The organism is Sphingobacterium sp. 40-24 (genome assembly GCF_001899705.1).
Classification (GTDB): Bacteria; Bacteroidota; Bacteroidia; order Sphingobacteriales; family Sphingobacteriaceae; genus Sphingobacterium; species Sphingobacterium multivorum.
Genome location: NZ_MKWH01000060.1, coordinates 224,234 through 241,987, shown reverse-complemented (window position 1 = coordinate 241,987; position 17,754 = coordinate 224,234). Strand labels below are relative to the sequence as shown.

At 38.5% G+C, this 17,754-nt stretch carries 17 protein-coding genes; 4 read left to right on the top strand and 13 right to left on the bottom strand.

From position 1 onward, the window contains the following. Positions 1 to 2: 2 nt before the first annotated feature. Positions 3 to 482, bottom strand: coding sequence for a hypothetical protein (locus tag BGP15_RS22655; RefSeq protein WP_286770802.1), 480 nt, complete (start codon positions 480 to 482; stop codon positions 3 to 5). A 29-nt stretch (positions 483 to 511) separates the two neighbouring features. Further along, positions 512 to 1,162, bottom strand: a complete 651-nt coding sequence (locus BGP15_RS22650; RefSeq protein ID WP_172462322.1) for an ABC transporter ATP-binding protein — start codon at positions 1,160 to 1,162, stop codon at positions 512 to 514. A gap of 172 nt (positions 1,163 to 1,334) precedes the next feature. On the opposite strand from BGP15_RS22650, the gene sucC reads away from it, so the two are divergent. The 3 genes from sucC to BGP15_RS22635 all read left to right on the top strand — a co-directional run bounded on the left by sucC (position 1,335) and on the right by BGP15_RS22635 (position 5,066). Further along, positions 1,335 to 2,528, top strand: coding sequence for an ADP-forming succinate--CoA ligase subunit beta (gene sucC / locus BGP15_RS22645; protein ID WP_046674091.1), 1,194 nt, complete (start codon positions 1,335 to 1,337; stop codon positions 2,526 to 2,528). Between the two features lie 323 nt (positions 2,529 to 2,851). After that, complete coding sequence (gene asnS, locus BGP15_RS22640) at positions 2,852 to 4,297, top strand: asparagine--tRNA ligase (protein WP_070560657.1); 1,446 nt, start codon at positions 2,852 to 2,854, stop codon at positions 4,295 to 4,297. Positions 4,298 to 4,445: 148 nt separating this feature from the next. Beyond that, positions 4,446 to 5,066: an L-threonylcarbamoyladenylate synthase gene (locus tag BGP15_RS22635; protein WP_070560659.1), complete on the top strand. Its 621-nt coding sequence runs from the start codon at positions 4,446 to 4,448 to the stop codon at positions 5,064 to 5,066. Between the two features lie 678 nt (positions 5,067 to 5,744). Here the strand turns inward: BGP15_RS22635 and BGP15_RS22630 are convergent. The 5 genes from BGP15_RS22630 to tilS form a co-directional block, all read right to left on the bottom strand. Further along, entirely contained in the window at positions 5,745 to 6,071 is a 327-nt protein-coding gene (locus BGP15_RS22630) for a DciA family protein (RefSeq protein ID WP_070560660.1), read from the bottom strand. Beyond that, positions 6,064 to 7,167, bottom strand: a complete 1,104-nt coding sequence (recF, locus tag BGP15_RS22625; RefSeq protein ID WP_070560661.1) for a DNA replication/repair protein RecF — start codon at positions 7,165 to 7,167, stop codon at positions 6,064 to 6,066. The genes BGP15_RS22630 and recF overlap by 8 nt, the downstream gene beginning before the upstream one ends. Before the next feature lie 33 nt (positions 7,168 to 7,200). Next, on the bottom strand, positions 7,201 to 7,521 hold the full coding sequence (locus BGP15_RS22620; protein ID WP_070560663.1) for a DUF4834 family protein: 321 nt from the start codon (positions 7,519 to 7,521) through the stop codon (positions 7,201 to 7,203). Between the two features lie 89 nt (positions 7,522 to 7,610). Beyond that, positions 7,611 to 8,105, bottom strand: coding sequence for a hypothetical protein (locus tag BGP15_RS22615; protein ID WP_070560665.1), 495 nt, complete (start codon positions 8,103 to 8,105; stop codon positions 7,611 to 7,613). Positions 8,106 to 8,297: 192 nt separating this feature from the next. After that, positions 8,298 to 9,629, bottom strand: coding sequence for a tRNA lysidine(34) synthetase TilS (gene tilS / locus BGP15_RS22610; protein ID WP_112373792.1), 1,332 nt, complete (start codon positions 9,627 to 9,629; stop codon positions 8,298 to 8,300). A gap of 99 nt (positions 9,630 to 9,728) precedes the next feature. Here tilS and BGP15_RS22605 point away from each other — a divergent pair, with 99 nt between their 5' ends. Beyond that, entirely contained in the window at positions 9,729 to 12,257 is a 2,529-nt protein-coding gene (locus BGP15_RS22605; protein ID WP_286770801.1) for an OstA-like protein, read from the top strand. 158 nt (positions 12,258 to 12,415) lie between these two features. Here the strand turns inward: BGP15_RS22605 and BGP15_RS22600 are convergent, their stop codons facing one another. The 6 genes from BGP15_RS22600 to BGP15_RS22575 form a co-directional block, all read right to left on the bottom strand. Further along, positions 12,416 to 12,991, bottom strand: a complete 576-nt coding sequence (locus tag BGP15_RS22600) for a non-canonical purine NTP diphosphatase (protein WP_112374049.1) — start codon at positions 12,989 to 12,991, stop codon at positions 12,416 to 12,418. A 147-nt stretch (positions 12,992 to 13,138) separates the two neighbouring features. Continuing rightward, the gene (locus BGP15_RS22595; protein ID WP_286770800.1) at positions 13,139 to 13,798 is read right to left on the bottom strand and encodes a hypothetical protein; all 660 of its coding nucleotides are present in this window, start codon (positions 13,796 to 13,798) and stop codon (positions 13,139 to 13,141) included. A gap of 91 nt (positions 13,799 to 13,889) precedes the next feature. After that, a complete protein-coding gene (locus BGP15_RS22590; RefSeq protein ID WP_046674101.1) occupies positions 13,890 to 14,870 on the bottom strand; it encodes a deoxyhypusine synthase family protein in 981 nt (326 codons plus the stop codon). A 129-nt stretch (positions 14,871 to 14,999) separates the two neighbouring features. Next, positions 15,000 to 15,869 carry a TonB-dependent receptor gene (locus tag BGP15_RS22585; RefSeq protein WP_286770799.1) on the bottom strand — a complete coding sequence of 290 codons (870 nt, stop codon included), beginning with the start codon at positions 15,867 to 15,869 and terminating at the stop codon, positions 15,000 to 15,002. 21 nt (positions 15,870 to 15,890) lie between these two features. Then, a complete protein-coding gene (locus tag BGP15_RS22580) occupies positions 15,891 to 17,366 on the bottom strand; it encodes an N-acetylmuramoyl-L-alanine amidase (protein ID WP_286770798.1) in 1,476 nt (491 codons plus the stop codon). Continuing rightward, entirely contained in the window at positions 17,359 to 17,730 is a 372-nt protein-coding gene (locus tag BGP15_RS22575; RefSeq protein ID WP_070560671.1) for a BlaI/MecI/CopY family transcriptional regulator, read from the bottom strand. Before BGP15_RS22575 ends, BGP15_RS22580 begins: the two co-directional genes overlap by 8 nt. Positions 17,731 to 17,754 lie beyond the last annotated feature (24 nt).

Sequence of the window (17,754 nt, the reverse complement as noted above, 5' to 3'; positions counted from 1 at the left end):
TTCTATTTGGACACACAGATTAGCGCTAAGTCCTCGCCTGAATCCGAAATGACAAACAATCCATCCAATGGCCTGTCAAATCTCGTCGAATCCAATAAATTGTTCCCCTTCGAAAGGAGTTTATAAGGCAATTCAGCAGGTGGATTTTCCATAACAGGAATAGTTTCAAGCTGTTGTTTATCGGGGAGAAGAACGGAGATCTGATATTCCTCAAATAAAACCTTGGCAGTGGACAATGGCTCCAGCTCAAAACCACCCAGAGGCAACACATAATCAACCTCTTGGTCTAAACTTAATTTGAGTATCTCATGCGCAAAAGTAGGAAGAAGACCTTTTGGAATTTTAGCATATTTCCCTGAGGCTAAAAGCAATTCGGGAATATCTTCTGAACTTGCATATAATATTTCGAAATCAGTCCCAAGTCTTTTAGCGATACGCATCGCCAAAGGTCTGGTCCCGAAAGTTATGAGTATTTTCTTCATTAAAAATATAATTATAATCCCGATTACTGTTACACGACTAACCCATCGCGCATATGAATCGTTCGATCCGAAATTCGGGCAAGCTCCTCATTATGAGTAACGATAATAAATGTCTGTTGAAATTTATGTCTAAGATCAAAAAACAATTGATGTAAAGCTGCCGCGTTCTCTGAGTCAAGATTACCCGAAGGTTCATCGGCCAAAATAATGGAAGGATCATTGATCAAAGCGCGGGCCACAGAAACGCGTTGTTGTTCGCCGCCAGACATTTCAGCGGGCTTGTGGTCAATACGATGAGAAACCCCCAATAATTCCAGCAATTCTCTTGCTTTAGCTTCCGCCTCGGATCTCCCTTTTCCCTGAATAAAAGCTGGAATACATACGTTTTCCAAGGCCGTAAATTCAGGCAGCAAATGGTGAAATTGAAAAACAAAACCAATATGTTCATTACGGAAAGCACTGAGCTTTTTAGCATTCAATTTTTGAACATCAACACCATTGATGAAAACTGTCCCCTGATCAGGCTTATCCAAGGTACCAATAATATGCAACAGTGTACTTTTTCCAGCTCCTGAGGCACCAACAATACTGACGATTTCCCCTTTTTCAACAGCGATATCAACACCTTTCAAAATTGGTAATGATCCATAAGCTTTGTGAATTCCTTTGGCATGTAACATCATAGGACAAAGATAAATAAATTTACGATACCACGAGTTTGAATAAATAAGCTGTTATTTCTCTATTCCAGCCATTTTATTTTGTCTAAATGTCAAAAAATAGATAAAAGAGCAACTTATCCCTTGTCTTATCCCCCAAAAAATTATATTTTTACGCCAAATATTTTTGCAAATGAACATTCACGAATATCAAGGAAAGCAAATACTAAAGAGCTTTGGTGTGCGCGTACAGGAAGGTATCGTAGCAGATACTCCAGAGCAAGCTGTGGAAGCGGCCAAAAAAATGAAAGAAGACTACAATTCTGATTGGGTTGTTGTTAAAGCTCAAATTCACGCTGGTGGCCGTGGTAAAGGTGGTGGTGTCAAGTTGGCTAAGAACTTAGATGAAGTCAAACAAAGAGCAACTGACATCATTGGCATGCAATTAGTAACGCCTCAAACTGGACCTGAAGGTAAAAAAGTAAACAAAGTTTTGGTAGCTCAAGACGTTTATTATCCAGGCGAGAGCGAAACAAAAGAATTCTACATGTCTGTATTATTAGACCGTGCTAAAGGACGTAACATCGTTATGTACTCTACAGAAGGTGGTATGGATATCGAAGAAGTTGCAGAAAAAACACCACACTTGATTTTCAAAGAAGAAATCGATCCAAAAGTAGGCTTACAAGGATTCCAAGCACGTAAAATTGCTTTCAATCTTGGTCTTTCTGGTGCTGCACACAAAGAAATGGTAAAATTTGTTGCTGCTCTTTACAAAGCATACGATTCTACAGACTCTTCTATGTTTGAGATCAATCCGGTATTAAAAACTTCAGACGACAAGATCTTAGCAGTTGATGCGAAGGTAAATCTTGATGAGAACGCTTTGTACCGTCACCCAGATTACGCTGCTATGCGTGATGTAACTGAAGAAGATCCGACGGAAGTTGAAGCTGGTGAATCAAACCTTAACTACGTTAAATTAGATGGTAACGTAGGTTGTATGGTAAATGGTGCTGGTTTAGCAATGGCTACAATGGACATCATCAAATTAGCTGGTGGTGAACCTGCAAATTTCTTGGACGTAGGTGGTACTGCTAACGCTGAAACTGTAAAGGCTGGTTTCAATATCATCTTAAAGGACCCTAACGTAAAAGCGATCTTAATTAATATCTTCGGTGGTATTGTTCGTTGTGACCGTGTTGCTCAAGGTGTAATTGATGCTTACAGCGAAATCGGTAACATCCCTGTTCCAATCATCGTTCGCCTTCAAGGTACGAATGCTGAAGAGGCTAAAAAATTAATTGATGAGTCCGGTTTACAAGTTTATTCCGCAATCTTATTGAAAGAAGCTGCTGAATTGGTAACAAAAGTATTAAAAGGTTAGTTCCTTTAATCATCATAACAAAAAGCGCGGATTAGTTATAATCCGCGCTTTTTTGTTTCTATCGGCTATTTCTGTACGCCACAACGAAAAAAAAGCACTTCCTACCGATCCGATATTTCATAGCAAAGTGAGCTATGTGTCGTTTCCCCTGCTTTGCGTTTTCACCCATCTTTATTTCAGAAAATATTTTTCCTTTGCACATTAACGAACCATCTTCAAGTGAATTAAATCAACATTTATAACCAATAAACCAACAGAATAGCTTATTTTTGTATTGCTTTTCTAACAAAGCATCTTTTACAAGTCAATCTCCAAAAATTAAGATGGAACACACAAGAATAAAGGAACTATTGAATGCCACAGAATTTGGCAAAGAGGTCGTTGTTAAAGGTTGGGTAAGAACTTTCCGTAACAATCAGTTTATAGCAATCAATGACGGTTCGTCAATCAATAATATTCAAGCAGTAGTCGATTTTGAAAATACACCTGAAGATATCTTAAAACGGATCACCACTGGAGCAGCAGTTCGCGTAAAAGGTCAATTGGTAGAATCACTGGGTAAAGGGCAAAAAGTTGAGGTTAAAGCGACAGAAGTTAGTATTATTGGCGACTCTGATCCCGAAAAATATCCATTACAGCCCAAAAAGCATAGCTTAGAATTTTTACGTGAAATTGCGCATTTGCGTTTCCGTACCGGAACATTCAATGCGGTTTTCAAAGTGCGTAATGCTTTAGCATTTGCAGTACACAAGTTTTTTCAGGAAAATGACTTTGTCTATATGCATACACCGATCATCACAGGTTCGGATGCGGAAGGTGCTGGAGAAATGTTTCAGGTTACAACCTTGGATTTAAAAAACCCGCCACGTAAAGAAAATGGAGATATCGATTTCAAAGAAGACTTCTTTGGGAAATCGACGAACCTTACTGTATCAGGCCAATTAGAAGGGGAGCTTGGCGCTATGGCCTTTGGAAACATCTATACGTTCGGCCCTACATTTAGAGCGGAAAACTCAAATACAACACGTCACTTAGCCGAATTTTGGATGATCGAACCAGAAATGGCTTTCTATGAATTGGAAGACAATATGGATCTGGCCGAAGCTTTGCTGAAATATGTCATCAAATACGCTTTGGAAACTTGTCCAGAAGAAATTGAGTTCTTAACAAATCGCTTATTGGAAGAAGAGAAATCGAAACCAGCTGCGGAACGGTCAGAATTAAACCTGGTAGAGAAATTGAACTTTGTTTTAACAAACGATTTTGAACGCGTAACCTATACAGATGCCGTTGAAATATTAAAGCGTAGCAAACCAAACCAGAAGAAACAATTCAAATATTTAATTGATGACTGGGGAGCTGATTTACAATCGGAACACGAACGTTATTTGGTGGAAAAACACTTCAAAAAACCTGTTATCTTAACAGACTATCCACGCGAAATCAAGTCCTTTTATATGAAGCAAAATGAGCCGGATGCACAAGGAAGAAACACAGTCCGTGCCATGGACATTCTTTTTCCAGGTATTGGTGAAATGGTCGGTGGTTCGCAACGTGAAGAAAATCTTGATCGCTTACTCGATCGCATGGCTGAAGTTGGTATTCCTGCAGAAGAAATGGAGTGGTTCTTGGATACACGACGCTTTGGTTCAGTCCCACATTCAGGATTTGGTGTAGGCTTTGAGCGCTTGGTATTATTCACAACCGGAATGACAAATATCCGCGATGTAATACCATTTCCGCGCACACCGAAAAACGCAGAATTTTAATCTAAAGAACAACAGCCAAAACAAAATATTTTGGCTGTTGTTCTTTTATATATAGTGTATCTGAATGCAGATAATAACCATTGCCCTATTGACATCCTACAATAGGGCCTGAGATTAGACCTAATTCAGGTGCTTAACAAAAATAAAAATGCTCATTAAGATATATAACGATAACCCCAATCCCAGGGCAATAGAACAGGCGGTTGATATTCTTCGCCGTGGTGGTGTAATTATCTACCCTACCGATACCGTATACGGTATTGGCTGTGATATCACGCAACAAAAAGCCATAGAACGCTTATGTGAAATTAGGGGGCTAAAACCAGAAAAGGCGAACCTATCATTTATCTGCTATGATTTAACAGATATTTCGCAGTACACAAAATCCTTCGATACCTCCGTATTCCGTGTATTGAAAAAAGCATTGCCAGGACCCTTTACTTTTATTTTTAACGCAACAACTAAAGTCCCTAAGCTCCTAAGTTCCAAAAAGAAGACCGTGGGTATCCGTGTTCCAGACAATAATATTGTTCGTGAAATTGTCAGACAATTAGGCAACCCTATTGTGACAGCCTCCATTCACGATGAAGATGAAATTATTGAATATTCTACCGATCCAGAATTAATTCACGAAAAATACGAAGATCTAGTTGATGCTGTTATAGATGGCGGTTATGGCGATAATGTCGCATCTACCGTGGTTGATCTTACAGAAGGAACTTTTGAAGTAATTCGTGAAGGAAAAGGTGACTTGGAGCAATTCCTATAAAAACCAACTTTCAATAGAAATTCTACATACTGACCTATTTGCAAAATTTTCCCCAGCGTCATTGTTGGTAATTTGTGCATAAACTACTCCCGTTAACATACTTATTAACAAAACAAGCTACTTATTAACATAGAGAATGTTAATAAGTAGCTTAATGACCTATGCGTATCAACATAAAATGTGCACAAGTAACCACTTATCAACACGAAATTGTTAACAACACAAAGTATAAGGTTTCCAAAAAATGACAAAATGTGCAAAACTAAGTAGTTATACACATAAAAATGTGTATAAGTTAGCGGTCATCGACAAATTTGTTAAATAGCGTGTTTATAAAAAAGCTATACTAACAGATCCCTGTGGAAAGTTAAGAACTATATGCTATCCGTCTTTTTATCGCTATGTTGAAAAGGTCAATTCTGCGCTTTGTTTCTATAAGTAGTTTTCCAGGAAAAAACAATCCAAAACAATTCACCTTGGACAAATCTAACCTGTGCATTTCCGACCGGTTGCTTTTCAAACTGTTTGATAGTTGGGCTCCATTCCTCTTCTGCTGTCGCGTCAATGAGAATACTCGTTTTAATTCAATACGCTCGAAGTTTGAGAAAAGTTTTAAGGCACTAGCCTCAGATATAGGAAAAAAATATTAAAAGAGTTGCTCTAACATGAAAGGAGGTTTTATAAAATCACGACTTCTTCAATAATGACGTGACCTACATATTCATTTACTCTTCCTAGAATTTGTCTTCGCATAAGCGCCAATTCATTCTTAATAACAGCAGACTCTACCCGTACGAAAAGTTTTTTATCACGAACATATAGCTGCTGTGTGCGATTAGCAATAGCCTTACCAATTAATTGAGGCCAAACAGATGCGATCGAAGTTTCATCAAATTTCCTTCGTAGCTTATAAGCCTCCAAAAGACGCTCAACCCCCTCTTTAATCGTCATATCGTCGCTTGACCGAATGAATTCTAGGCTTTTTTTAGTTTGCTTCTTATACATTGACTTGTCCTCCTTCAATATCAAAGATACGAACAGGGCGGCTGATTTCGTCAAAGATTCGCTGAATTCTCATGGAATCTGTATCCGTCAGGAAAATCTGTCCAAAATCATCTTCTGAAACCATCTGCATCAATTTATGTGTACGGCGATCATCAAGTTTATCAAAGATGTCATCCAAAAGAAGTAAAGGCTTAAAACCTTTTTTCTGTTGTAGATAAGAATATTGCGCAAGCTTCAGTGCAATTAGAAAAGATTTTTGTTGGCCCTGGGAGCCAAACTTTTTTAAGGGCATTCCGCCGTGAATGGTAAAGATCAGATCATCTTTATGTATTCCCTGAGTTGTACGTTCCAGAATACGGTCACGTTCCAAATTCTTCTCCAAAATATTTAGAAAAGAATCAGCCATTAAAGGCGATTCATAGTGTAAGTGAACAGACTCTGCATCCTCGGTAAGGAACTGATAGTGTCGATCAAACTCTGGCTGAAATTCCTCCATAAAAGACCTTCTTTTCTGGAAAATAATATTTCCTACTTCTTCAAGTTGAAAATTGAGAATTTCGATTAGGCCTAGATCCAATACACTGGTTTGACGCGCTTGTTTAAGGAGACTATTACGTTGGGCTAAAAACTTATTATAAATAATTAGGGTATCTAAATACTTATTATCTGTCTGGGAAATCACATTATCGACAAACTTTCTGCGCTCTTCACTCCCATCTGTTACGATGATGCTATCATTGGGGGATATCATGACCAAAGGAAATAAGCCGATATGGTCAGCGAGTCGGGGATAATCCTTTTTATTTTTTTTAAACTGCTTTTTCTGATTTTTCTTAAGGCTACAAGAAATGAAGTCACTGATTGATTCTTTATCAAACTCACCCTGTACCATAAACCAGTCATTACCTGATTTGATATGCTGCGAATCAATTGGATTGAAATAACTTTTACAGAGTGATAAATAGTGAATCGCATCCAAAAGATTGGTTTTACCAACACCATTATTCCCTGTAAACGCATTTACCTCGGGAAGAAATTCCAAAGATGATTCCGAGTAATTCTTGAAATTCAGAACAGAAAGTTGCTTCAGCCACATAGCACAAAGATACGCTATTTGGGTTGCTAAAAATTATTTTATTTCCTCAAAATCCACAAACTCACCGGCTGTTTCAGTCCCTTTACGTTCAGGGCCATCCTTCGGTGGAATGTAATCAACATGTACCTTCCCTTCGGGCTGAGACCTTTTACTTTCCTGTTGTCCTTGACCATTAAATTCATAATAAAATGTACCGCCTGATCCTTGGCTACCGTATGCTCCACCCTGCTGCTGCGCTTTTTTCATCAACTTTTCAGCTGCCTTACGCATTGCAAATGGTAAAAATAATCTAAATAAGAATCTTACTACAAAGTAAACAGCGAATGCAATAAGTATAAATTTTAAAAATGCCATAGTTAATTCGTTGCTATTTTCTCAAATTTAACCAATAACTCGATAAACTGTTGTCTTTAAAATGTCAGATAAGAATTTATTAACAAATTTTAAGACTTTCCTAATCGCCCTTTTGTTTCCATAATTATTCGATAGAGCTCTTCCTGGCGCTGTGTTCCCAATACGTAAGTAAGACCATCTTTATCTGTTAAAAAAACAGCATTTTTGCCACCAGCAAAGAATTTAATCTTTCCTTTTGTATGCAGGTTATAAACCGGATTATTGAAAAAGAATGTGCTATAAGGCGCCTTTTCTATTTTTGTAATAGAGGCAAGATCGATTTTGACGACACGAGTAGACCATAGTCCACTAATCAGTATATGGTCTTGAAATACTTCCGTACGGAATAATACCATATACATCATGACAATGGACGTGATGATAATACCTACTCCTACGATAAAGAACAATTGACTCGATATCAAATGGTCTAAATTCAAATAAAATGCTGTGAAACAAAAAAGTACGAGCACTAGACGCACGCTTATCCAAACACGGTCACGACCTAAATATTGATTTTCCGAATAAAGTACACCTTCTTTCATTTACTTAAGATTTAGCTATTAATTTGGAGACTTCACACCATTGTTTTCTAATAGCAGAGCTTCTCAATAACTTCGTTTTTACTTCTATAGATTTTGTCACCTCCAGGGCCCATTGTTTGGACTATCAAGCATATGGCATTAATTCTCAAAACAGAGACCCTTGGCGCTGATTAACATCAGCAATTTTTGCTGCTAATCAGTTTTGCAAACTAAAGTAAGGACTTTTTTTGTATTGGCGGTAATTTTATAACGATTGTCCATGCGATAATTGGCTACCCATAGGATATCTCCATTTCCATTCACTACGATCGGAATATTTTCTTTTTCAAATAAGCTGATCTTCTTATTGATAAAAAAATCGCTCAACTTCTTTCGCCCTTCCATACCTAAAGGATAAAAGCTGTCGCCAACTTTCCATGATCGAATCGTGAGCGGGAAAACTAATACATCATAATCCAGCTTTGCAACCTCACTCGCTTTGACGATAGCTAGATCCGCAGAAACATTGGCATGAAAACAATAGTGTTTCCACTCCACAGTTGAAGTTTCGGAGGTGATTAAAGCCTCGTCGGGAGAAATAAATTCCTTTTCACGAATAAAAAGTTCATTTCTATCCAAGAGCATATGGTAGGCATCGGATTGAAAAATACGACCAGACTCTCTTGTCCAAGCCTGTTGAAGATCACTTAGTACCGCCTTTGAGAAATTAAAAGCCGAAAACAACTCATAGAGTAAAGGCAAATTATCCATATAGGGCTCCAGGTCTTCTTTCCGAACTCCCCAGCCCTCATCTATAGGATAAAACAGCTTTCTCCGGATAGGCTCCACAAATTGCTGTAACAGCTGATAAGATTCCTTAAAATGATTGATATTCTGCTCGAAGACTATCTCAAAATCTGGCTGAAGTTTTTTAAAATGTGGGATGATATCAATTCTTATTTTATTACGCGCATATTTTGTTGAAAAGTTGGATTGATCGTCTCGATAAGCAATCCCATACATATCAACAAAATGTTCAATCTCGCTTGCTTTCAGAAAAAGGAGTGGCCGAATGATGCGTTCCCGGATAGGGAAAATACCCTGGAGTCCTTGGAGACCCGTTCCACGTGAAAGGTTCAGGAGTACCGTTTCGATATGATCGTTCAGATGCTGGGCTACTGCAATTCGATCGAACTGCAGTTCATGTCGCAATTTCTCAAACCAAGTATAGCGAAGTTCCCGGGCCGCCATTTGAATCGAAATCTGATGGTCCTTTGCGTAAGCTTTTGTATCAAAGTGCTTCACGTATATTGGAACATTATTTTCCGTTGCAAATTTCCGAACTAAAGCTTCATCCTCATCAGATTCTGTTCCTCTTAATTGAAAATTGCAATGTGCAATCGCAATAGTATACCCTGCTTTTGCAAATAAATGTGCCATTAACATCGAGTCCTTTCCCCCACTCACCGTAAGCAATATTTTATCATGAGGCATCAACAAATGCTCCTTTTCAATATAGCCCATTAGTCTTTCCAGCACATTCATAGAACAAAGTTACGGTATATTTTGTCCGAATGATAAATTCAACTCTTAAAATTTGTGAAATCCAGTGAAGTAGCAATTAAAATCCATATTTTTGCCCTTGTGAAACAATACATTTATACACTTATTGTATTTATTTTAACTGGCTTGTCGGTCCAAGCACAGAAACAGGATGAACTAAAGCTTCTTTCGTCATCCCATATTATTACTGGGAAAGACGGCAATATTTTGTTTTACCGTCCAGTCTATGAACATGTAGGTTCAACGCTATCATCAGATAGTGGCTATTTACATAAAGACAACATTGGCCGACAATTTTTTGAAGCCTTTGGAAACGTAATTATTACTCAACCCGACGGTACACAGATATTTTCCAATAAATTACATTATGAAGCAGCAATGCAGCTCGCTACGCTTACAGGCGCTGTTCGAATGGTCAGCACTAGTGGATCGGTATTAACGACCGATCATCTTGTCTACAATATGCGAAGTAAAATCGGCAATTATTACAGCGGCGGGCGTATTCTATCAGGAAGCGATACAATTACAAGCCAGCGAGCTACTTATTTCGAAAATACAGGGGAATCTTATTTCAATCAAAAAGTTGTGGTTCGATCGACCAATGTAAAAGTCTACACAGACTCCATGAAATATAATGGTAATACACGCATTACTGATTTCTATGGTCCCACGAATATCAAGGGAAATAAAGGGGAAAACCTGTATACTGAAAAAGGCCGATACCATATGGCAACGGGCCAGGCTTATTTCTCTAAAAACAACCTCTACACAGAAGGGACAAAGTTTCTTAAAGGAGACAGCCTATTCTACGATAGACAAGTGGGAATCGGTAAAGCCGTAAAAAATGTGGTCTTTGTTGATACCTTAGACAAATTTTACGCCTATGGTGGATTTGGTTTGTACAACGGGAGGAACGAATCCATTACAATGACAGACAAACCCCTGATTATTTCGGTGGTCAAAAAAGATTCAACACAAAAAGATTCTGTATCTTCTTTGTCTCCTGCCCAACAAAAATCGGAGAAAGAGCGAAAAAATGAAGCCAAGGAATTGAAGAAGATTGAAAAAGAACAAAACAAAGATGAACTCAAATCAAATAAAGCCACATCGCAAGTTGTTCTAGAAGAAAAGGAACATCCAGGTAAGAATATCAAAAGCGATAATAGTAAAACCCTTAAGGCTGATTCACAAGTCGATTCTGTTTTTATGACAGCCGACACCCTCTTCTCACAGATGATATTTCGCCGAGATTATATTGCAAAAGATTTTAAATTGAATCGTGAAGGTGGGGCTATTGAAGATGACAATGAAGTCGATTATGGTGACCAGGATTCCAGCTCAACAACAGTTGATTCTACTGGTACATCAGATAACACAAGAGTTAACCTTCACAAGGGAATAGACAGTTTGTCTAAAAAAGACAGTGACAAACCGGTTCTTGAAAAGAGCATTAAAAAAGTACAAGATACACTTATAAATAAAAAACCGATTGCACCAAAGAAAACACCAGTTATTGTCGGCGATCAAAACAAGATAGAAATTGAAAAAAACCTCAAGGCTGATAGTGTTTTGCGTAAAAAAGCGATCATCCCCAAAGGCGGTGAATCCGATAAATTGATGGGAGCAGCTTTAAAAAATGCCCAAGAGAATAGAAGAGATTCTCTCGCACAGGATACTGCTAAAACACGGATTATAAAAGCCTACTATAATGCACGATTATTTAAATCAGACTTGCAGGCTGTAGCAGATTCTATGTATTATGGTATGCAAGATTCGATGTTCAGGCTGATGGGAAAACCAATGATGTGGGCCGAAAACTCACAAATCTCCGGAGATACCATATTTTTACAGGTAAAGAATCAGAAATTGGACAATTCCTTACTCGTCGGTAATGCTTTCATGGTGAACGCAACAAGCGACTCATTAAAGTTCAATCAGATTAAGGGTCGTAAGATTACCAGCTTTTTCACCAATAACCGTATGGAACGTTTGTTTGTTGATGGCAATGCAGAAAATATCTTTTACAATATTGATGAAAAGACCAATGTAACCACTGAGCTTGTACATGATCGAAGCAGTCGTTTCAAGATCTTGATGGAAGATAATAAGTTGAAGGAATATGTATCTATTCGAAAAGTGGATGGCAAAGTCTATCCCATTGCTGAAGTCACGGCCGACAAAGAATTTCTTCCGAATTTCACCTGGCGTCCCGAAGATCGACCTAAATCAAAAGATGATTTATTAAATCGAAAAAGGGATCTTTCAAAAGCGTCATTTACGGTTCCGACTGCACCAGAAGGTGAAGAATCCGGGACAATGAAGTCTATTAAAAAAGGCGATAAAACAACGACCCCTCAAAAAGGTGCCGCTAAGAAAGCTGGTGCTACCGAAACGCTCGAGGAAGAAAAAGAGGTGGGTGCTGCAAACAATAAAACAAACGCTGTAACCAAAACAGCTAAGCCATCTGAAACAACGGATAAAGTTAGCGCTACAAAAACAAATGTAAAGACCGCAACCGACAAAGCAGCTGCGAAGTCTGACTCAACAACCAATAAATCGGCGATAATACCTGCTCAAGATAGTATTCAAACAAAAGTAAAAGCTAAATAACCGTCAATACTGAGTCGCACAAAAAAGCAGCGCAAAACAAATTGTTTTGCGCTGCTTTTTTAATTTAAGGCTATCTCCTGATCGTATCAGACGCACTCATTCCTTAGCTCAGAGAAATGAAAATTTCTATTTATAACTCAAATGAGGTAGTTATTAACCTATTTCGTTTTTAAATATGTAGCAAGTTTACCAACAGCAATCGCTCGATGGCTAATGCTATTTTTTTCTGCCGCTGTCATTTCGGCAAACGTCCTATCATAGCCATTCGGAATAAAAATGGGATCATAACCAAAGCCATCAATACCTCTACGTTCTTCAATAATTTTCCCCTCGATACTTCCTTCAAAAAAGTGCTGCTGCTCATTCAAATATAATGAAATAACTGTTTTGAATCTCGCTGTACGATTGGTGTTATCGCCTAATTTTTGTAGGACAAGATCAATATTCTTTTCCATATCCCTTGATCCCGAATAACGTGCTGAATAAACTCCCGGTTCGCCATTTAATGCATCAATTTCCAAACCTGAGTCATCTCCAAAACAGTAAAGTCCATATTTATTAACCAAATAATCTGTTTTCTGCTTGGCATTTTCCTCAAAGGTCTCTCCTGTCTCTGGAATATCATCGCTACAGTCAATATCATTTAAACTCTTAATGATAAAAGCACTTCCCACGATCGCTTGGACTTCCTCCAATTTATGGGCATTATTGGTTGCAAATACAAGTTCTAGCATCTTCTTCAAATTTAGCTTTTTGTTTGTTCTTTCTCTTTGTTGACAGTGCTCCTCACGTTGTAGTATGTTACTATCTTTCCATGAATTCACGCCCCCAAAAATAAGCATTAAACCCCAATTTTTATTCAGAACAAGTATCTGATAAAATCAGGAAACAATAAAGGTCTTAAATTCGTTCCAGAACAGCTTCTTTTTATTCACATCGACAAACATCTCTTCAAAACTGAACGTATTAAAAACCGTTGCAATACGGCCTTTCATGTAGGAATTATGTTCAATAAATGGAAGTTTCAAAGACGCGGGTTCCACACCCAACAATATAATCTTAGTCGGTTGAAAAAACTGCATAATGCGCTTAAAATCATTCGGATTATGGGGATTTGCCAAATTGAGTACCGCAACGGTCTCTTTAGTCAATTTCAAGGCACCAATTGTTTTTTCAAAAGCGTCCAATGCTGCGGGAGAAAAGTAGGGATATTGCTCGTAGCGCAATATAAATAGTATGCCCTGATCCTTATTTCCTTGATAAATAAATTCACCTCCCAATACCTCCAGATTGTCAACAGTATCGCCAACCCTGCCGGACTCAATAGCCATAGCGGCCTGCTCCGCACCTAATCCCACTGCCAAATACGAGGTATCTTTCGTTGTCGAGGATGAGGGGTCAGCATATTGCACATGAGTACTGTTCTCCTCCTGTAAAGGATGTACAGACAGATCGGCTTGAAAATTAAAACCATTTCCAAAGATGGTTTCATCCATTAAGGCCTGAAGTGCAACGGGATTATCTGTTGTAAGATTGCTCATCGGGAAAAGAAATATTAAACCGTAAAGATAAAGAAGAAAAAGGGAAAAGAAAAAGGAGCGAAGAATCGCTCCTTTCTATATGTCAAAAAGATTAATGACCTAAGATATACGAGAAAATTAATGGCGCAACGATCGTCGCGTCAGATTCCACGATAAATTTAGGTGTATCAATATCTAATTTGCCCCAAGTGATTTTCTCGTTTGGAACAGCACCAGAATAAGAACCATACGAAGTAGTTGAATCCGAAATCTGACAGAAATAAGCCCAAAAAGGTACTTCTTCCCATTCAAGATCCTGATACATCATCGGAACTACACAGATTGGGAAGTCACCAGAAATACCGCCTGCGATTTGGAAAAATCCAACACCTTTACCTGCGGAGTTGTTACGGTACCACTCGGTCAAGTAAATCATGTATTCGATACCCGATTTTACTGTACTTGCTTTCAATTTACCTTTTATCACATTGGAAGCGAAGATATTACCTGTCGTTGAATCTTCCCATCCCGGACATACGATCGGTAAATTTTTCTCAGCGGCTGCAACAATCCAAGAATCTTTTGGGTCGATCTCATAATATTGTTCCAACACACCCGAGTTAACAACTTGATAAAGAAACTCATGTGGTAAGTAACGCTCACCTTTAGCTTCAGCAGCATGCCAAACATCCTCGAGATGTTTTTGCAGACGACGAAAAGCTTCCTCTTCTGGAATACAAGTATCTGTAACACGATTATAGTGATTATCCAATAGCTCTCTTTCTTGCTCAGCTGTCAAATCTCTATAATTCGGAATTCTTTTGTAGTGTGAGTGTGCGACAAGGTTCATCACATCCTCTTCCAAATTGGCACCAGTACAAGAAATAAAGTGTACTTTATCTTGACGGATCATTTCTGCTAAAGAAACACCCAATTCGGCAGTAGACATTGCACCTCCCAAAGAGATCAACATTTTTCCACCATCCAACAGATGCTCCTCGTAACCTTTTGCAGCGTCTACTAATGCAGCTGCGTTAAAGTGACGGTAATTATGCTCAATAAATTGAGAAATAGGTCCTTTTTGAGTACTCATGATATTTTCTAACTTTTATAAAATAATAAGTACCGCAAAGGTACTGAATATAATCTATTTTCGTCCCAATAGAGATTTAAAACACGTATAGACCACATTTTTTTAACAAATGTAAAAGGAATCGTACTCCTAGGCTGCACTTATAAATGTTCCATCGGCTGAAAAATCATTTTGATAGACGCCTATCTCCTCATAATTATTGCGAAGATAATTCCAGTTCAATTCAATAGACGACTGCTTGTCGATTCGATAATTCATGCCCAAACGCCCATTAAATTCCTGCGTGCTATTCGTTTCCTTATTCAGCTGAGAGATCACATCATTAACATTCTCCCCAAACGCAAGTTCGCGTGTGCGGTCGACATCAAAATAATTCGAAGAGCGTGCAACGGAAAAACTGGAGTTTAAGGTCCATTTTTTCGTTCCATACTGCAGGCTCAGTCCATTATTATACTTCCACAGCCTACCTTTTGATGCTCCTAAAAAAACATTTCCTTTTAGACCTTTCAGAATATCCTTTTTTAAACGAATATCAATTACGCCACCAGCTCCTTCCGCACTCCATTTTGCAGGCGGTATAGTCATGAGATCAATACTCTCTAAAGAGCTTACCGGTATCGATTTTAAATAGCCGATCAAGGAAGTTCCGGTTAGATAGGTCTGCTTGCCATTGATGGTAACCAGCACGCCTGTTTTTCCTTGTAACGACAAATTGCCCAATTCATCTACCTGTATACTCGGAATGGCATTTAAGATAGCCAACGTATTTCCATTCAATAAAACAGGATTGCTGCCCGGTCGAATACGGACCCGATCCAAAAGTTGCTGTTCGAGAGGCCTTGATCCCTCTACAAGCACTGTATCTATCCTCCTTGAATCGGATCCAGCATTTTTCAGCATTGTACTGTCAGTTAAATGCTGTTTAGTTTTGGGTACCATTTGCGCCGATAACAGGCACGGCAATGCCATGGATAACCATAAGAGTATCCTAAACTTCATGATATATACGACAATTAACGCTTAGTATTCGAAACTCCGGTCTATCGCACGAGCTAGCTTATTGACAAAGTCAGGTTTCACGTTTTTATCAATTGCATTGATGTTATCCAGCTCAAGGAGAAGTGCCGGTATTTTAGCACCACGTAAAATCGCTAGCTTTGTATTTATCGCTGGAGCACTCACTGCCAGTCCATTCTGTTGCAGCCTTTGGCCCAGACTAACCGCAAATTTGTGGTTAAGCTCTTCGAGCGGATTATGATTAATCCCCGACTGATATAATATTCGAATAGGAAGAGATTGTTTGTCTTTTACATTGTCGAAATGGATTGATAGCAATAAATCCCCTTCAAAGTTAGACCGGTCTCTGAGTAATTTATATTCATCAGCCGCTCTTGACAATACGACTTTGTGCCCCTTGCGCTCCAGCTCCTGTTTCAAAAGCAAACAGGTTTCCCAGGTCAATGATTTTTCTTCCAATCCGAAAGATGAAATACCACCCGTGTCTTTTCCTCCATGTCCGGGGTCAAGAATGATCGTTTTAGACCGATTACTTCCTTCTTTTAAAGAAGTAGAAAACCAAGTGCTCTTCGGTGGATTAATAAAAGAGTAAAATAACAGTGAAAGACCTAGTAATGGAATGGTCAATACGTACTGCCATCTTGCCTTTTTGGAGGAAGGTTTTGACATCATAACCTGTACCCGCTCCACCAACTCATGTCTATTCTTAAATAAACTACTCTGCAACCCAGTGGGACATGGCTGCTGTGTTTGAGTCAGTAGAAAACGGGCATAGCCGCTGTTACCATATCGATTGGCCAACACCTCATCAACCTGATATTCATGCAGCAAATACAGCTGTCTACGCAACCAATAAACAAATGGATTTAGCCAATAAAGGCAACGAAAAATTTCTATCAACCATTTATCCCGGCAATGGTTAAAAACAATATGCTGACGCTCATGCTCAAAAATCAATTTACCTTCTGGCGTATCGAGCTGATCCTCTTCCATAACAATGACATGCTGCACAGAACAATTCGCATAATGTCCAAAAGGAGCAACCATTGTAAATCCGTCAAATTTATACTGACTTAACTGTCCAATTCGACGGTACAAGCGGATATAGCGAAACGCAAAGCGGCACAACAATACAAAAGATACAAGCAGATAACCATAAGCAATGCCATATCCGATCGAAAAAGAATGCCAGAAAGAATCGGCCATTTCTACTTCTGACACGAGACCACTCGCAGTTCCGATGGAATGAGTTAGTGTATTGGATTGTCCAAAAGCGAGAGCCGGACTTGCCGACGGAAGAAATAATTCGCCCAAACGTACAGTTCCAAATGGCAGAAGCAGACTCAACAAACATAAACCTAGGATAAAATAACGGTTCCATTGAAAAAATGAAAGCTGTCTGAATACCAGAAAATAAAGAACTGCCCCGATTACCAGACTGCAGTTAACTTCAAATAAATAATAAAGTAAGCTATTCATGATCTTCTTGTTTTTTGATGAGTTGTTCTATTTTCTGAATATCCTCCGCCGAAAGCTTCTTTTCTTTTACCATAAAAGAGAGTAAATTCTCTACCGAATCATCAAAATAATGATCGAGCACTCTCGAGAATGATAATTTCCGGTATTGCATCTTCGAAATCAAAGGATAATATTGGTAAGTTTTTCCGAAGGCCTTATAACCTACATACCCTTTCTTTTCCAATATTCTTACAATCGAGGAGATTGTATTATAAGGAATTGAACTGCTTGGATCCAGATACTCAATAATATCTTTGACAAAGACCTCGTTGAGTTTCCAGATCACCTGCATGACTTCCTCTTCTTTTTTTGTTAATTCTTCCATAATTTGATGCGTTGTTTATACTAA